Consider the following 16,707-nt stretch of genomic DNA (forward strand, 5'->3'; position numbering starts at 1 on the left):
TCCAGCCGTTTAGAGCGCTTTAAAGCGCTTGCGGCCGCAGAATCAACACACCCAACGGCGGCAGATTCAAGGACAGCGAGACCGCCTGCCCATGGCGCGGCTCATCACGCGTGGAAACGGTGCCACCGTTACCGTAATTGGAGCCCGCATACAGGTCGGCGTCGCTGTTGAGCACTTCGCTCCAGCTCCCGGCAAACGGCACCCCGACGGCGTACGCCTCACGCGGCACCGGGGTGAAGTTGGCAACCACCAGCACCGGCTTGCCATCCTTGCTCCAGCGCAGCCAGGCATACACGCTGTTGATCGCATCGTCGCCGATCAGCCATTGGAAGCCTTGGGGCGCGTCGTCCTGTTCGTGCAGGGCCGGTTCCTCGCGGTACAGGCGGTTCAGGTCGCCCACCAGTTTCTGCACGCCGCGGTGTTCCGGGTATTGCAGCAGGTACCAATCCAGCTGCTGGTCGTGGTTCCACTCGCGCCACTGGCCGAATTCGCAGCCCATGAACAGCAGTTTCTTGCCAGGGTGCATCCACATGAACGCCAGGTAAGCGCGCAGGTTGGCAAATTTCTGCCAGCGGTCGCCGGGCATCTTGTCGATCAACGAGTGCTTGCCGTGCACCACTTCATCGTGGGAAATCGGCAGGATGAAACGCTCGGACCAGGCATACACCAGGCCGAAACTCAGTTCATTGTGGTGATGGGCGCGGTACACCGGGTCCTGCTGGATGTAGTGCAGCGAATCGTGCATCCAGCCCATGTTCCACTTGTAGTTGAAACCCAGGCCGCCCTGTTGGGTGGGCTGGCTGACGCCGGGCCAGGCGGTGGATTCTTCGGCGATCACCAGCGCGCCAGGCGCCTCCAGGGCGACCACGTCGTTGAGGTGGCGCAGGAAGTCGATGGCTTCGAGGTTCTCGCGACCGCCGTGGCGATTGGGCACCCATTCGCCGGCCTTGCGCGAATAATCGCGGTACAACATCGACGCCACGGCATCCACGCGCAGCCCATCGATGTGGAAGTGCTTGAGCCAGTGCAGCGCCGAAGCCAGCATGAAGCCGTGGACTTCGGTGCGGCCCAGGTTGTAGATCAGCGTGTCCCAATCCTGGTGAAAGCCTTCGAGCGGATTGGCGTATTCATACAGCGCGGTGCCATCGAACTGCGCCAGGCCATGGGTATCGGTAGGAAAATGCGCCGGCACCCAGTCGAGAATCACACCAATATCCGCCTGATGCAGTGCATTGACGAAGTAGGCAAAGTCTTCCGGCGAGCCAAAGCGTGCCGTCGGGGCGAATTGCGACAGCGCCTGATACCCCCAGGAGCCGCCGAACGGGTGCTCCATGATCGGCATCAGTTCAACGTGGGTGAAGCCCAGTTGCTGCACATAGGGCACCAGCCGTTCGGCCAGCTCGCGCCAGTTGTATTGGCGCGAGACCTCGCCCGCCTCGTCCAGCTCGCACTGCCAGGAACCCACGTGCAGCTCGTAGATCGACAGCGGCGCGGTGGTCTTCTGGCGCTCGACGCGCGACTGCATCCACGCATGGTCCTGCCAGTCCACCTGCAATGGCGCCGCGACCTTGGAGGCGGTGTCCGGCGGCAGTTGGGTCGCCAGCGCCATCGGGTCGGCCTTGAGCGGCAGGATCCCGTTGGCAGCGAGAATTTCGTATTTGTAGGCTGCGCCCGGTTGCAGGCGTGGGATAAAGATCTCCCATACACCGGACGGATGACGCAGGCGCATCGGGTGCCGACGCCCGTCCCAGATGTTGAAGTCGCCGACCACCGACACACGCCGGGCATTCGGCGCCCACACGGCAAATCGCACGCCCTCCACGCCGTCGACGCTGGTCACCTGGGCGCCCAGGCAGCTGCCGAGGTCGCGGTGATTGCCTTCGGCAAACAGGTACAGGTCCATTTCACCCAGCAGCAGTTGCTGGAAGCTGTACGGGTCTTCGGTGATCTGCTCACCGCCCGCCCACTGGATTTTCAGCAGGTAGGCCTGGCGAGTCGCGAAGTGCCCGACAAACAAACCCGGCACCTGGGTCGCATCGAGGCTGCCGATCTGCTCGCCGCTGTCGCGTGCCAGCACCTGCACACTGAGGGCTTCCGGCAGGAAGGCGCGGATAAACTGGCCGCCCTGCTCGTCATCGTGCGGCCCCAGGATCGAGAACGGATCATGGTGCTCGGCGCGCACCAGCGCTTCGACGTCGTTGGACGCCGGCAATGCAGTCAATTTCGGCTGCAGCGGTTCTTTATGTGTAAAGCTCATGACGTCTCCCCACCGCGTACAGTTTTCGATATAGGTACAAGCCCACTCAGCAAGCCGTGCAACCCTTGCAGGGGCACTGGCAGCCAGGTCGGGCGATTTTCCGCTTCGTAAGCCACTTCATACGCGGCCTTCTCGAGGCTGAACAACGTCAGCGCAGCGTCCTGGCCCTTGGCATCCTGCCAGTCATGCGCCAGTGTAGACGTAGCTGCCTGATAAGCCTGGATAAATGCCTGGCGCGCTTCTTTCAGGTAACGATCGGTCACGCGCTTGCGGGCAACGTCCGCCTCCGTCGAGTGATCCACGCCCTGCACATTCAGCGCCATCGCCGCCGCGTAATCAAAGGAACGCAACACCCCGCTCACATCCTTGTACGGGCTGTGCTTGCCCCGGCGCTCATGCAGCGGCCGCGCAGGCTCGCCTTCAAAGTCGATCAGGTAGGCATCGCCCTTCACCACCAGCACCTGGCCCAGGTGCAAATCACCGTGGACACGAATGCGCAGGCCGCCCAGCGTGGCTTTCGCCAAGGCCTGCACATGGCTGGCAATGGCTTTTTTCTGAACCAGCAATTCACTGACCAGCGCCTGATCGCCAGGGTTCAATTGGCTTTGGTGCAGCTTGAGCAATTGCAGCGCACGGTCGATCTGTGCACCGACATCCTTGGCCCAGGCCTGGGTATCCTTGACTGTGGTGACCTCGGGCTTGAAGTCTTTGTTGGTGGTCTTCGCGCCCAGTACCCCATGCATTTCGCCCAGGCGCTGCCCGAGCAATCCGGCAAAGTCGGCCAGTTCGCCCAGGGCGTTGTAGTGCTGTTCCTGCTCAGAAATGGCTTCGGCAAGTTCGTCGCGGATCGCGCGTTCGAGGTTGTTCTGGGTCCAGCTCCAGGCATCGCCCTGGTTGCTCAGGTAGCCTTGGGCAATCATCAATAGGTTGTCGTCGCCCGCCGCATCGCGGCGCACCATCGAGCCCAGCAATGGCGAGATGTTCGGGTAGTCGGCGGCGGTCAGGTAGGCGCTCATTTCCAGCTCCGGGTGCACCCCGGCGCTGACTTTGCGGATCAGTTTGAGCACCAGGCTTTCGCCCACCACCACTGAACTGTTGGACTGCTCGGCCGACAGGTAGCGCACCACCGACTCGTCATTGAGCTGCAACTTGGCCAGGTGCGGCGTGGCTTCAAAACGCAGGTCGCCATCGCTGGTGTTCAGCACGGTGCCGGCTTGCAGGCCCTGGATGACCGCGCGAATGAAGTGCTCAAGGCTGAAGGCATCCGTCACCAACCCGACCTGGCGCACACGGCGCACGCGGGCCAGCGCCAGTTGCTGCGGCAAGGCGCTGGTGAACTGGTCTTCGCCGAGAAAGCCGAATGGCAGCTGATAACGGTTGACCTGGCCACCGGCGGTCACCTCAAGCTCGCTGAGCAACACCGGGTGCTGCGGGTCGCCAAAGCGTGCGCCATAGACGATGCGCACACTGTCGATGGCCGTGTCCTTGCCGGCAAACCAGCGCCGCTTGGGCAGCCAGGCCGGCAGCGAGGTCTGCTCCAGGGTCGCGCGGCACGGCTCTTCGAGCAGCTCTTCCATGCGTTTTTTCAGCACCAGCGTGGTGAAGTCCGGCATGCTTTGCGCCGGTTCCACATGCCAGCTCGGCATCTGGTTTTCTGCCGCCAGCACGAACCAATAGAAGCCGTAGGGCGCCAGGGTCAGCAGGAAATTCAGCTGGCCAATCGGCGGGAACGCATTACCGCCCAGCATCTCCACCGGGACCATGCCGGCGAAGGCCGACAGGTCCAGTTCGGCCGCCTGGGCACTGCGCGACACGTTGGCCACGCACAGGATGATTTCGGTGCGCCCATCGTCGCCGGTGAATTCGCGGGTGTAGGCGAGGATGCGGCGGTTGCTTGGCGAGAGCATTTTCAGGCTGCCACGGCCGAACGCCTTGGACTGCTTGCGTACCGCAAGCATGCGGCGGGTCCAGTTGAGCAGCGAGTGTGGGTCCTGGGCCTGGGTTTCGACGTTGACCGACTGGTAGCCGTATTGCGGGTCCATGATCGGCGGCAACACCAGGCTCGCCGGGTTGGCGCGGGAAAAACCGCCGTTGCGGTCGATGGACCACTGCATCGGCGTGCGCACCCCGTCACGGTCGCCCAGGTAGATGTTGTCGCCCATGCCGATTTCATCGCCGTAATACAGGGTCGGTGTGCCTGGCATCGACAGCAACAGGCTGTTGAGCAGTTCGACACGTCGACGGTCACGCTCCACCAACGGCGCCAGGCGCCGGCGGATACCCAGGTTGATCCGCGCGCGGCGGTCAGCGGCGTAGTAGTTCCACAGGTAATCGCGTTCTTTGTCGGTGACCATTTCCAGGGTCAGTTCATCGTGGTTGCGCAGGAAAATCGCCCATTGACAGTTGGCGGGGATCTCCGGGGTCTGGCGCAGGATGTCGGTGATCGGGAAGCGATCTTCCTGGGCCAGCGCCATGTACATGCGCGGCATCAGCGGGAAGTGGAAGGCCATGTGGCACTCGTCGCCGTCATCGCCCTTGCGGTCACCGAAGTACAGCTGGGTGTCTTCAGGCCACTGGTTGGCCTCGGCGAGCAGCATGCGGTCGGGGTAATGCGCGTCGATCTCGGCGCGGATCTGCTTGAGCACGCCATGGGTTTCAGGAAGGTTTTCGTTGTTGGTGCCATCGCGTTCGATCAGGTAGGGAATCGCGTCCAGGCGCAGGCCGTCGATGCCCATGTCCAGCCAGTAGCGCATCACCGACAGCACGGCTTTCATCACCTGCGGGTTGTCGAAATTGAGGTCCGGCTGGTGGGAATAGAAGCGGTGCCAGAAGTACTGGCCGGCGACCGGGTCCCAGGTCCAGTTGGATTTTTCGGTGTCGAGGAAAATGATGCGTGTGCCGTCGTACTTCTGGTCATCATCCGACCACACGTAGAAGTCCCGCGCCGCCGAACCGGGCTTGGCCTTGCGCGCGCGTTGGAACCATGGGTGCTGGTCCGAGGTGTGGTTGATCACCAACTCGGTGATGACCCGCAATCCGCGCTTGTGGGCCTCGGCGATAAAGCGCTTGGCGTCGGCCATGGTCCCGTAGTCGCTGTGCACGCCCCGGTACTCGGCAATGTCATAGCCATCGTCGCGGCGCGGCGAGGGGTAGAACGGCAGCAGCCAGATGGTGTTCACGCCCAGGTCGGCGATGTAGTCGAGCTTGGCGATCAGCCCGGGAAAGTCACCGATGCCGTCGTTGTTGGAGTCGAAATAGGATTTGACGTGAACCTGATAGATCACCGCGTCCTTGTACCAGAGCGGGTCTTTGATAAAGGTGGCAGCCTTGGGTTTCTTCGCCATTGGAAACTCCTGAAATGCGTGAATATCCACTTGAAACACCGCGAACCCTTGTCGCGGCCGGCTTGCCGGCGGTCGCGGTGTTTCAGCGAAAAAAAGGTGTCAGGCCCGCTGCCATCGCCGGCAAGCCGGCGCCTGCAGGGGGAGACGGTCTCAGGCAACAGTGAGGCGCCAGATCCCGAACGGCATATGCGGCTCCAGGCGGGTCCACTGGTTTTTGCCGTACCAGGTCCAGCGATGGCCGTTCATCAAGTCTTCGCCTTGGGTCTGGGCATCGTCGGGCAGGCCCAACTCCCATAACGGCAGCTCGAAATGCGCTTCCTGGGCGTTGAACGGGTCGAGGTTGACGGCCACCAGGATGAAGTTGCTGCCATCCTCGCTGCGTTTGCCGAAATACAGGATGTTGTCATTCCAGGCGTTGTAGAGCTTGAGGCCCAAGTGCGTGTGCAAGGCCGGGTTCTGTCGGCGAATGCGGTTGAGTTGGGCGATCTCGGCAATGATGTTGCCGGGCGCGGTGAAGTCCCGTGGACGGATCTCGTATTTCTCCGAGTCCAGGTATTCCTCTTTGCCCGGCACCGGCGCCGCTTCGCACAGCTCGAAACCCGAATACATGCCCCACAGGCCCGAGCCCATGGTCGCCAGTGCGGCGCGGATGAGAAACCCCGGCCGACCGGATTCGTGCAGGAAGCCGGGGTTGATGTCCGGCGTGTTGACGAAGAAGTTCGGCCGGTAGCATTCACGCCACGGCGACTGGTTCAGCTGCGTCAGGTACTCACCGAGTTCGGCCTTGGTGTTGCGCCAGGTGAAATAGGTGTAGCTCTGGGAATAGCCGACCTTGCCCAGGCGCGCCATCATCGCCGGCGTGGTGAACGCCTCGGCGAGAAAAATCACGTCGGGGTACTTGGATCGCACGTCGCTGATCAGCCATTGCCAGAACGGCAGCGGCTTGGTGTGAGGGTTGTCGACGCGAAAAGTCTTCACGCCCTCTTCCACCCAGCCCACCACGATGTCGCGCAATTCGGTCCACAGGCCCGGGATTGCGTCGGCGGCATAGAAGTCGACGTTGACGATGTCCTGGTATTTCTTCGGCGGGTTCTCGGCGTATTTGATCGTGCCGTCCGGGCGCCAGTTGAACCAGCCCGGGTGTTGCTTGAGCCACGGATGGTCCTGGGAGCATTGGATGGCGAAGTCCAGGGCGATTTCCAGGCCGTGATCGGCGGCAGCCTTGACCAGGCGCCGGAAGTCATCGCGGCTGCCCAGTTGTGGATGGATCGCCTCATGGCCGCCCTCCTCGCTGCCGATGGCATACGGGCTACCCGGATCCTCCGGACCGGCGGTCAGGGAATTGTTCTTGCCCTTGCGGTGGCTGCGGCCGATGGGGTGGATCGGCGGGAAATACAGCACGTCGAATCCCATGTCGTGGATCATCGACAGGCGCGAGTGCACATCGTTAAAGGTGCCGTGGCGGGCGGGATCGTCAGTGATCGAGCGCGGAAACAGCTCGTACCAGCTGGCAAATTGCGCCGCCTCGCGCTCGACATCAATCGGGTAGACACGGCTGATGCTCAAATAGGCACGGTGGTCGGCCTGGGTCATCAAATGTGCACTGTCTTCGTGCAGGAACTGCGCGACCTGCTCGGTTTCCAGCAGGCCGGAGAGTTCGTGGTGCAGCAGCATCAGGCGGTCGCGCAACTCGTTGTCGCTGCGTTCGGCGGCCTGCAGCACCAGGCTGCGGCCTTCCTGCAACTCCAGGCTGACCGGTACCCCGGCCTCATGTTTCTTGCGCAGTTCGTAGCAGAAGCTGGCGAAGGTATCGATCCAGGCTTCAATGCAGTATTCGTGGGGGCCTTGGTCACTGACGGTGAACCCGCCCTCCCAGCCATTGTTGCCGACGTCGTTCATCACCACGCTGTGCCAGTGTTCCTGGTGCAGCGGGCGCCAGCGGATCAGCACCGCCAGCTTGTCGTGGCCGTCGGCAAAGACTTTGCTGGTGACGTCAATGCGCTGGCCAACCACCGCCTTGACGGCGAATTCGCCGCCATCGATCACGGGGGTGGTGCTTTCGATCGCGATCCTGGGCAGCAACAATGCCTGGGACAGCGGCAAGAGGGATTCTTCTGGAACCTGTGTTTCAGCAGTCATCGAGCATCTTCCCCTTACGCCCTGTGGACGCTCTTTGCTTGATCTGAATTCTGAGACGACGCCGCTCTCCCTGAGCAGGGCCGTATAAGGTCCGAGCCTGCCTCACCGGGAAAAGTTCAGGTGGATGTGCGGCCATTGAGCGGGAATCAAATCGCCCCGGCGGCTGTCCACCGATAGAGCAAAGCACAAAGGAGGCCACACCGATGAATATCCCGATCCCGGCAGAAACCCCGGACCCGAATATCGACAACCCGACGCTGCCACCCACCGAGCCGGAGCCGATTCCGGAACAAGACCCACCCCAAGATCCGCCACCCGTGGAGGAGCCGCCGACCACCATGCCACCCGTGATTGTCAGCCCTTCTCAAAGCGCTTGACGATTTTCGGCATCACGCTGAACACCAGCAGAGCCAGCAAGGTACTCAGCACCGCTGTCGATTCCCGGCCCAACCCGGCCGAGACCCCAATCGCAGCGGTCATCCACAGGCCGGCGGCGGTGGTCAGGCCCTTCACGTGCCCTTCTTCCTCATCCTTGCCCTTGATGATGGTCCCGGCGCCGAGGAAGCCAATCCCGGCAATCACACCCTGGACCACGCGGCTCATGGCATCGGCCTGATTGCCGGACATCTGCGGCACCATCACGAACAGCGCCGCGCCCAGGGCCACCAGCATGTGGGTGCGCACGCCCGCGGCCTTGCCCTTGCTCTCGCGCTCGAAACCGAGAATCCCACCCAGGACCGCTGCGATCAGCAGGCGCACGGTGATTTGGGTGAGTTGTTTCGCATCGCCGATATCGGCAAATTCAGCTTGCAGGGTTTGCCACACTTCTTGCCACCAGGCGTCCATGGATGCCGTCCTTTTTGTCTTTATGGGTCAACGATGGACAGCGGCGACCGCCAGTCAGTTGCCTTGAACCCGCGCACATCGCTGCGCCCTAACGTTCATAGCCCATGAGAAAGGAGAACGGCATGCCCATTCGTATCGAAAACCAGCTGTGCTACTTCATGCTCGATGACAATGGCCAGGAACAGAGCGTGCCGGCGACACGGGTCAATATCGTTACCGACACCGAAAAATCCATGTCCTACGTGGAATTGGCGGCCGAGCGGATCTACATCACTGAAGCCGAGGCCGATGCGCTCACGGTCGCCGGCGCCCACGACGGGCGCCAACATGTGAAGGCCGAAGAACCTGGTTCGTTGATTTAATTGATCTGTATCAGCACGCCCAGGATAGCGCTGCACCCCTGATGCAACGGGGTGCAGCACATTGTCGCAGCGGCGCTCGAAGCCCCTATCTGATCCGCTTTTTATCGCCCTAGCTGAGTCTGTTATGCACACAGCGCCACGCGCATAGTTCATCCGCCTGATGGAGGCTGATGAGCGAACGACCATGAGCGAAAGAATCCCCACCGTGGAAACCTTTGTGCCCATACACCCAAAGAAGGTGAAGGCCAAATCCAGTGACAACCTGATTCATACCCGCAGCTTCACCGGCCTGTTCCGCACCTTGCGTATCGGCGGTGCTGGCTTGCTGTTCCTGGCCTTCTTCGGCACCGTGTGGCTGAACTGGGGCGACCGCCAGGCGGTACTCTGGGACCTGGCACAGAGCAAATTCCATATCTTTGGCGCGACCTTCTGGCCCCAGGATTTCATTTTATTGTCAGCGCTGCTGATCATCTGCGCCTTCGGCCTGTTTGCGATTACCGTGTTCGCCGGCCGCGTGTGGTGCGGCTATACCTGTCCGCAAAGCTCGTTCACCTGGCTGTTCATGTGGTGTGAGAAAGTCACCGAAGGCGAGCGCAATCAACGTATCAAGTTGCAAGCGGCGCCTTGGAGCCTGGAGAAACTGGCGCGGCGCGCGGCCAAGCACACCCTGTGGCTGGGCATCAGCGTGCTCACCGGGCTGACCTTTGTCGGCTACTTCACGCCCATCCGCCCGCTGGCCGCCGAGCTGCTGACCTGGCAAATGGGCGGCGTCAGCCTGTTCTGGGTGCTGTTCTTCACCGCCGCCACCTACCTCAACGCCGGATGGCTGCGCGAAGCAGTGTGCATGCACATGTGCCCGTATGCGCGCTTCCAGAGTGTGATGTTCGACAAGGACACGCTGACCATCTCCTATGACGCCGCCCGTGGCGAAAGCCGTGGCCCGCGCAAACGTGAGGCCAGGCCAGCCGACGTCGGCCTGGGAGATTGCATCGACTGCCAGCTCTGCGTGCAGGTGTGCCCCACCGGTATCGACATCCGCGACGGCCTGCAAATGGAGTGCATCGGTTGCGCAGCCTGTGTCGACGCCTGCGACTCGATCATGGACAAGATGGGTTACGCGCGCGGCCTGGTGAGCTACACCTCCGAACATCAACTGCAAGGTGGCAAGACTCATCTGCTCAGGCCACGCCTGATCGGCTACAGTGCCGTGCTGCTGGTGATGATTGCCGCGCTGGTGGTGGCCCTGGTGGGGCGGCCGATGGTGTCGCTGGATGTGACCAAGGACCGCGGCATGTTCCGCGAAAATGCCCAGGGCCTGATCGAGAATATCTACAGCCTCAAGGTCATCAACAAGACCCAGCAACGCCAGGATTACCGCCTGGAACTGGTGGACGGTGAAGGCTTCCAGTTGCAGGGCAAGACCGAGATCAGCCTGGCGCCTGGGGAGATCAGCGATGTGCCGGTGTCCGTGGCCCTGCTGGCCGACAAACCGGCCAGCAGCTCGCAGACCTTGCGTTTCAAGGTCACGGATGTGGATGAACCCTGGATCTACAGCGCGGCCGACAGCCGTTTTGTCGCCCCGCTGAACCGCTGAGGTCTATCCGATCCAGTGGCGATTCAACTGTGGGCGCTGACTTGCCGGCGCCTGCCATGGACTTGCGTACACTTTCAAAAAGCTGATTAGGCCCCCATGAAACGCTACGAAAAATTTGCCGACGACATTGCAGAACTGATCCGCTCCGGCGTGCTCGGCCCCGGCCAGCGTGTGCCTTCGGTGCGCTACGCCAGCCAGACTTACGGCGTCAGCCCATCGACAGTGTTCCAGGCGTATTACCTGCTGGAGCGACGTGGGCTGATCCGCGCCCGGCCGCGCTCGGGTTACTTCGTCAATACCCACGCACCGAGCCCGTTTTCCGAGCCGGTGGTGAGCGAGCACGTGCACGAGTCCACTGAAGTGGACGTGAGCGAACTGGTGTTCTCGGTGCTGGACTCGATCAAGGACCCCAACACCGTGCCGTTCGGCTCGGCCTTCCCCAGCCCGATGCTGTTCCCGCTGCCGCGCCTGGCCCGCTCCCTGGCCAGCGCCAGCCGCGAGATGGACCCGCGCCTGGTGGTCACCGACATGTCGCCGGGCAACCCGCAACTGCGTCGGCAGATTGCCCTGCGCTACATGGTCGGCGGGCTGATGTTGCCCATGGAAGAACTGCTGATCACCAATGGCGCCCTCGAAGCACTCAACCTGTGCCTGCAGGCCGTGACCGAACCCGGCGACCTGGTCGCGATCGAGGGCCCGGCGTTCTACGCCTGCCTGCAAGTGCTCGAACGCCTGAAACTCAAGGCAGTCGAAATCCCCGTGCACCCGCGCGACGGCATTGACCTCAACGCGCTGGCACAAACCCTGGAGCGCTACCCGATCAAGGCCTGCTGGACCATGACCAGCTTCCAGAACCCGATGGGCGCGACGCTGCCAGAGGCCAAGAAGCAGGCGCTGGTAGAACTGCTGCGCAGCCATCAGGTGCCACTGATCGAAGACGATGTGTACGCCGAGTTGTATTACGGCCAACACGCGCCGAAACCGGCCAAGGCGTTTGATACCGAGGGCCTGGTGATGCACTGCGGCTCCTTCGCCAAGAGCCTCGCGCCCGGCTATCGCGTGGGCTGGGTGGCCGCCGGGCGCTATGCGCAGAAAGTCGAACGCCTGAAGCTGATGACCTCGCTGTGCCCATCGATGCCGGCCCAGGCGGCGATTGCCGATTATCTGCAGCACGGCGGCTACGACCGGCACCTGCGCAAATTGCGCTATGCCCTGGAAGAACAGCAAAGCGCCATGCTCGCCGCCATTGCGCGTTACTTCCCGGCCCAGACCCGCGTCAGCCAACCGGCCGGTGGCTATTTCCTGTGGCTGGAATTGCCGGAGCAAACCGACTCATTGAAGTTGTTCCAGATGGCGCTGGCGCAAGGCATCAGCATTGCGCCGGGCCCGATCTTCTCGGCTACCCAGCGCTTTCGCAACTGCATCCGCCTGAACTACGGCAGCCCGTGGACTGAAGCGTCGGAAAAAGCCATGGAGACCTTGGGGCGGATCGTCCGCTCCTTCTGATCCCGATGCCTTGTGGCGAGGGCGCTTGCTCCCTCACCCCAACATCAACGGCCGCCGCCCAGGTCCAGGAACGTACCGGTGGCATACGAGGCCTTGTCCGACAGCAACCAGATAATCGCTTCCGCGACTTCATCCGGGCGTCCGCCACGGGCCATGGGGATACCGGATTCGAGTTTGCTGACGCGGTCCGGGTCGCCGCTCAAGGCGTGGAAGTCGGTGAAGATATACCCCGGGCGTACCGCGTTGACGCGAATGCCCTCACCCGCGACCTCTTTGGACAGGCCCAGGGTAAAGGTGTCGAGTGCGCCCTTGGAAGCCGCATAGTCAACGTACTCCCCCGGCGAACCCAGGCGCGCCGCCACCGATGACACGTTGACGATACTGCCGCCCTGCCCGCCATGCCTGGGCGACATGCGCAGCACCGCGTGCTTGGCGCAGAGGATCGGGCCGAGCACGTTGGTCTTCATGATTTTCAGGATGCGGAATTCAGACATTTCATCGACCCGCGCCTTGTGCGCCACGGTGCCGGCGTTGTTGACCAATGCGGTGACACGCCCCAACTCGGCATCCACTCGGTTGAACAGCGCGATCACCTCATCTTCAATGCTGACATCCGCACGCACGGCAATCGCCTGGGCGCCCAAGGCACGCACCTGTTCGAGGACGCTGTGGGCGGCGGTTTCATCGGACTGGTAGTTGATGCAGATGCGATAGCCCTCGCGAGCTGCCAGCAGTGCCGTCTCGGCGCCAATCCCGCGGCTACCCCCGGTGATGATGACAACTTTGTCCATGCGTGCAGTCTCCTGATCCAACCTGATGGTTATGGTTGGATCCAATACTAACCGTCACGCACGGCTTTTGTCAGGCGCGACTGCCTCTTCGGCACGCTGGATGTCGAGCATGAAACTGTCGGCCGGCAGCGGATGGCCGAGCAGGTAGCCCTGCAAGGAATTACACCCCAGGCGGGTGAGGAAATTCTGCTGCACATCGGTCTCCACCCCCTCGGCGACAATCCGCAAGCCCAGGGCCTGGCCCAGGGCAACGATCGCCGAAACGATGGCGGCATCGTCGCTGTCGTGCTCCAGGTCACGCACGAAGCCGCGGTCGATCTTCAACTCGTTGGCGGGCAAGCGCTTGAGGTACATGAGGCTGGAATAGCCGGTGCCGAAATCGTCAATGGACAAATCCACGCCCATTTCCGACAACTGCTGCAACACCGTCATGCTCGCATCGGCATCGCTCATGGCGGTGGTCTCGGTGATTTCCAGGGTCAGGCTGTTGGCCGGCAACTGGTGCCGCGCGAGTGCCGTGGCGACACTTTTGACCAGCCCGGCATGGCAGAACTGCAGCGCCGAGAGGTTCACGGCGATGCGCCAGTCTTCATAGCCCTGCGCATACCACAGACTCATCTGGCGGCAGGCCTCGTCGAGCACCCACTCACCAATCGGAATGATCAGGCCAGTCTTCTCCGCCAGCTCGATAAAGGTCGCCGGCAGCAACAGGCCCTGTTGCGGATGTTCCCAGCGCAACAACGCCTCGGCACCGACCGGGATGCCACTGACCGCATCGAACTTGGGCTGGTAGTACAGGCGAAATTGCTGCTGCTCGACGGCATTGCGCAGGTCCTGCAGCAACTGCAGCTGCTTGCGCGCATTGGTATTCATCGACACATCGAAAAAGCTGTAGCCGTTCTTGCCCATGCCCTTGGCGTGGTACATCGCGGCGTCGGCGTTCATCAGCAGTTCCTGGGGGCTGCTGCCATTGCCCGGGAACATGGCGATGCCGACGCTGGCGGAGATTTTCAGTTCATGCTCGGCCACCTGGAACGCGCGATTGATCAGTACCACCTGGCGCTCAGCAAGGCCGAGGGCGTCATCCGGCTGGGTCAATTGTACGAGCAACACAAACTCATCCCCGCCGATGCGCGCCAGGGTGTCCTGGCTGCGCAGGTCCTCGCGCAGGCGCAGGCCGACTTCGCGCAACAGTTGGTCGCCCATATGGTGACCAAAGGCATCGTTGACCGGCTTGAAGCCGTCGAGGTCGATAAACATCAGCGCGAAGCAACCGCCCTGCTCTTTGACCGCTTGCATGGCCTGTTGAATGCGATCCGCCAGCAACGTGCGATTGGGCAAGCCGGTGAGCATGTCGTGCAACGCCAGATGGGTGAGCTCCTGATTGGCCAGGGTCAGCGAGTCGGCGAGTACGGCCGTGCGGGCTTCCAGGCGCGCGTCGAGCAGCGAGGTCAGCAACGCGATGATCAACACCGCCAACGAGGTCACCAGCACCAGGTTATCCAGGCCCTTGCCGCTCAAGCCGCTCAACGCGGCGCCGCAGTAGCTCTCATCGGCAAATTGCGCCGCCGCCATGCCGGTGTAGTGCATGCCGACGATGGCGATCCCCATCACCACTGCCGCGCCGCCCCGGGCCAGGCGCACGTAGGGGGTGTTGCGGCGCAGATTGAACGCAATCCACAGCGCAGCACCGGAGGCCACCACCGCGATCAGCAACGAGGCGCCGAATAAGGTGGGGTCGTAGTCGATGCCGGGGGTCATGCGCATCGCGGCCATGCCGGTGTAATGCATGCTGGCGATGCCGGCCCCCATGATCAGCGCACCCAAGGCCAGCTGCCACGCGGGCAATCGTGGCTGGCTGACCAACCACAAGGCAAAACCACTGGACAACACTGCGATCAATAACGACAGCGCGGTAATGCCCAGGTCAAACCCCAGGGCAAACGGCAGGCGCAGCGCCAGCATGCCGATAAAGTGCATGGACCACACGCCCACTCCCATCGCCAACGCCCCGCCGGCCATCCACAGGTAAACGGCGCGTCCCTTGGCCGTCGCGAGACGACCGGTCAGGTCCAGGGCGGTGTAGGAAGCGAGAATCGCGACAAACAGCGAAATCACGACGAGCGAGGGGGAATAACTACCGATGAGCATGGGACTTCTCGTACACAACGGGCCCGAGAGACCCGTGCGAAATGGCAAAGCGGGCGATTGTAGCGAGATTAATTCTTGAGCACTTGATTAATTATCAGAGCGCCATTAGTGGCAATTTGACGCCAATGATCTGGCTCGCGGGCGCTGCGCAAGGCACTGCAGACGCCGCCTTTGCAAGCCGGCGCCGACAGTGGATTGGGGTGGGTCAGTCCTTTTCGGCGATGGGCGTTTGCCCATCCCAGCCACCGCCCAACGCGGCGATCAATTGCACGCTGGCCACCAGGCGCGTCTGCAGCAAGGTCAGCACGGTGCGCTCGTTGCTCAGCGCGGTGGCCTGTACCGTCACCACGTCCAGGTAGGCGATCAGCCCGGCCTTGTACTGGTTCTGGGTCAGGCGCAGTGACTCGCGCGCGGCGTCGAGTGCTTCATTGCTCACCACTGCTTCGTCTTCCAGCACCTTGAGCTGCACCATGTAGTTTTCCACTTCACGGAAGCCGTCGAGCACGGTCTGGCGGTACTTGGCCACGGTTTCGTCATAGGAGGCCACGCTGCGGTCGACTTCCGCCGAGCGCTGGCCGCCGTCGAACAGGGTCATGGCCAGCTTGGGGCCCACCGACCAGAAGCGGTTCGGCAGGCTGATCCAGTCGGCGTAGGTGCTGCTGGAATAACCGCCGGCCAGGCTCAGGCTCAGGTCCGGGTAGTAGGCTGCCTTGGCCACGCCGATATTCGCGTTGGCGGCGATCACCGAGCGTTCGGCCGAGGCGATATCCGGTCGGCGTTCCAGCAGTTGCGACGGCAGGCTCACCGGAATCTGCGGCAGCGCCGGGATGTCCTTGCTCACCGCCAGGTTGAAGTTGGCCGGAGCCTCGCCGATCAATACGGCAATTGCGTTTTCCAACTGGGCACGCTGCCAGATCAGGTCGATCAGGCTGGCCTGGGTGGTCTTGAGCTGGGTCTGCGCCTGGGCCACCGCATCCTTGCCTGAGACGCCGGCACGGTATTGGTTTTCGGTCATTTGCAGGGAGCGCTGATAAGTCTCCAGGGTCGCTTGCAACAGGCGCGTCTGCTCATCCGTCACGCGCAATTGCAGATAGCTTTGCACCAGTTCCGACTGTTGGCTCAGGCGCATCGCCGCGAGGTCGGCCGAACTGGCCTCGGCACTGGCTTCGTTGGCTTCCAGGCCACGGCGCAACTTGCCCCAGATATCCGCCTCCCAACTCACGCCCAACTGCGCGTTGAGGGTGTCGCGGATGCCACTGCTGGAACTGCTGAGGCTGGCGTTACTGCTGCCGGTGCCCTGGCTCGCGCGGGTTTTGCCGGCGCTCAGGTCGACGGTGGGGTAAAACGCCCCGCGCGAACTGCGCACCAGGGCCCGGGCCTGGCGAAAGCGCGCCTCGGCCTGGGCCACGGTCTGGTTCGAGTTGTTCAGGCGCAACACCAGGTCATTGAGTTGGCGATCGCCGTACAACTCCCACCAGGCGCCACGGGCCAGGGAATCGCTCGGCGTGGCCTGGCGCCAACCCTGGGCTTCCTTGAACTGTGCAGGCTCGACCACTTCCGGGCGCTTGTAATCCGGGCCGACGGCGCAGGCGCTGAGCAGCAGCGCAAGCCCCATCGTAGGCGCGAGTTTGCTCGCGAAGGTCGTCAACGAAAACGCGCCCAGCCGGGGCACACGCGGTGTCCGGGTTTTTTTCGCCGGCAAGCCGGCGCCTGCGGA

The 16,707-nt window shown here is 62.6% G+C and carries 11 protein-coding genes; 4 read left to right on the top strand and 7 right to left on the bottom strand.

Annotation, left to right across the window (positions count from 1 at the left end; all coding sequences use genetic code 11):
• Positions 1 to 19 precede the first annotated feature (19 nt).
• The 3 genes from glgB to QMX97_RS16310 all read right to left on the bottom strand — a co-directional run bounded on the left by glgB (position 20) and on the right by QMX97_RS16310 (position 7,740).
• A complete protein-coding gene (gene glgB / locus QMX97_RS16300; RefSeq protein WP_106804117.1) occupies positions 20 to 2,257 on the bottom strand; it encodes a 1,4-alpha-glucan branching protein GlgB in 2,238 nt (745 codons plus the stop codon).
• Positions 2,254 to 5,601, bottom strand: a complete 3,348-nt coding sequence (gene treS, locus QMX97_RS16305; protein ID WP_106804118.1) for a maltose alpha-D-glucosyltransferase — start codon at positions 5,599 to 5,601, stop codon at positions 2,254 to 2,256. Before treS ends, glgB begins: the two co-directional genes overlap by 4 nt.
• 150 nt (positions 5,602 to 5,751) lie before the next feature.
• The gene (locus QMX97_RS16310) at positions 5,752 to 7,740 is read right to left on the bottom strand and encodes an alpha-1,4-glucan--maltose-1-phosphate maltosyltransferase (RefSeq protein ID WP_282397257.1); all 1,989 of its coding nucleotides are present in this window, start codon (positions 7,738 to 7,740) and stop codon (positions 5,752 to 5,754) included.
• A 203-nt stretch (positions 7,741 to 7,943) separates the two neighbouring features.
• Between QMX97_RS16310 and QMX97_RS16315 the strand changes: the two genes are divergently transcribed.
• A complete protein-coding gene (locus QMX97_RS16315) occupies positions 7,944 to 8,117 on the top strand; it encodes a hypothetical protein (RefSeq protein ID WP_162946078.1) in 174 nt (57 codons plus the stop codon).
• On the opposite strand, the gene QMX97_RS16320 is transcribed toward QMX97_RS16315, so the two are convergent.
• Positions 8,095 to 8,586 (bottom strand): MgtC/SapB family protein, encoded by a 492-nt coding sequence (locus QMX97_RS16320; protein WP_065906642.1) that lies wholly within the window; start codon positions 8,584 to 8,586, stop codon positions 8,095 to 8,097. The two genes, QMX97_RS16315 and QMX97_RS16320, sit on opposite strands and share 23 nt — an antisense overlap.
• A 122-nt stretch (positions 8,587 to 8,708) precedes the next feature.
• Between QMX97_RS16320 and QMX97_RS16325 the strand changes: the two genes are divergently transcribed.
• From QMX97_RS16325 to mapR, 3 genes are all read left to right on the top strand, one after another.
• The gene (locus QMX97_RS16325; RefSeq protein WP_282397258.1) at positions 8,709 to 8,948 is read left to right on the top strand and encodes a DUF3203 family protein; all 240 of its coding nucleotides are present in this window, start codon (positions 8,709 to 8,711) and stop codon (positions 8,946 to 8,948) included.
• A 184-nt stretch (positions 8,949 to 9,132) separates the two neighbouring features.
• Entirely contained in the window at positions 9,133 to 10,542 is a 1,410-nt protein-coding gene (ccoG, locus tag QMX97_RS16330; protein ID WP_282397259.1) for a cytochrome c oxidase accessory protein CcoG, read from the top strand.
• Positions 10,543 to 10,638: 96 nt separating this feature from the next.
• On the top strand, positions 10,639 to 12,048 hold the full coding sequence (mapR, locus tag QMX97_RS16335) for a GntR family transcriptional regulator MpaR (protein ID WP_282397260.1): 1,410 nt from the start codon (positions 10,639 to 10,641) through the stop codon (positions 12,046 to 12,048).
• A 44-nt stretch (positions 12,049 to 12,092) separates the two neighbouring features.
• Here the strand turns inward: mapR and QMX97_RS16340 are convergent, their stop codons facing one another.
• The 3 genes from QMX97_RS16340 to QMX97_RS16350 all read right to left on the bottom strand — a co-directional run bounded on the left by QMX97_RS16340 (position 12,093) and on the right by QMX97_RS16350 (position 16,605).
• Positions 12,093 to 12,839, bottom strand: a complete 747-nt coding sequence (locus QMX97_RS16340; protein WP_065906637.1) for an SDR family oxidoreductase — start codon at positions 12,837 to 12,839, stop codon at positions 12,093 to 12,095.
• Between the two features lie 54 nt (positions 12,840 to 12,893).
• Complete coding sequence (locus QMX97_RS16345; protein ID WP_120448414.1) at positions 12,894 to 14,990, bottom strand: EAL domain-containing protein; 2,097 nt, start codon at positions 14,988 to 14,990, stop codon at positions 12,894 to 12,896.
• Between the two features lie 205 nt (positions 14,991 to 15,195).
• A complete protein-coding gene (locus QMX97_RS16350) occupies positions 15,196 to 16,605 on the bottom strand; it encodes an efflux transporter outer membrane subunit (protein ID WP_282397263.1) in 1,410 nt (469 codons plus the stop codon).
• Positions 16,606 to 16,707 lie beyond the last annotated feature (102 nt).

The sequence above is a fragment of the Pseudomonas sp. PS01298 genome (genome assembly GCF_029959745.1).
In the GTDB taxonomy this organism is placed as follows: Bacteria; Pseudomonadota; Gammaproteobacteria; order Pseudomonadales; family Pseudomonadaceae; genus Aquipseudomonas; species Aquipseudomonas aylmerensis.

What these genes read in the sequence shown, in the direction of transcription:
- mapR (WP_282397260.1), top strand. Translation starts at nt 10,639, where the DNA reads ATGAAACGCTACGAAAAATTTGCCGACGACATTGCAGAACTGATCCGC.
- QMX97_RS16340 (WP_065906637.1), bottom strand. Translation starts at nt 12,839, where the DNA reads ATGGACAAAGTTGTCATCATCACCGGGGGTAGCCGCGGGATTGGCGCC.
- QMX97_RS16310 (WP_282397257.1), bottom strand. Translation starts at nt 7,740, where the DNA reads ATGACTGCTGAAACACAGGTTCCAGAAGAATCCCTCTTGCCGCTGTCC.
- glgB (WP_106804117.1), bottom strand. Translation starts at nt 2,257, where the DNA reads ATGAGCTTTACACATAAAGAACCGCTGCAGCCGAAATTGACTGCATTG.
- QMX97_RS16350 (WP_282397263.1), bottom strand. Translation starts at nt 16,605, where the DNA reads ATGGGGCTTGCGCTGCTGCTCAGCGCCTGCGCCGTCGGCCCGGATTAC.
- ccoG (WP_282397259.1), top strand. Translation starts at nt 9,133, where the DNA reads ATGAGCGAAAGAATCCCCACCGTGGAAACCTTTGTGCCCATACACCCA.
- QMX97_RS16325 (WP_282397258.1), top strand. Translation starts at nt 8,709, where the DNA reads ATGCCCATTCGTATCGAAAACCAGCTGTGCTACTTCATGCTCGATGAC.
- QMX97_RS16315 (WP_162946078.1), top strand. Translation starts at nt 7,944, where the DNA reads ATGAATATCCCGATCCCGGCAGAAACCCCGGACCCGAATATCGACAAC.
- QMX97_RS16345 (WP_120448414.1), bottom strand. Translation starts at nt 14,990, where the DNA reads ATGCTCATCGGTAGTTATTCCCCCTCGCTCGTCGTGATTTCGCTGTTT.
- QMX97_RS16320 (WP_065906642.1), bottom strand. Translation starts at nt 8,586, where the DNA reads ATGGACGCCTGGTGGCAAGAAGTGTGGCAAACCCTGCAAGCTGAATTT.
- treS (WP_106804118.1), bottom strand. Translation starts at nt 5,601, where the DNA reads ATGGCGAAGAAACCCAAGGCTGCCACCTTTATCAAAGACCCGCTCTGG.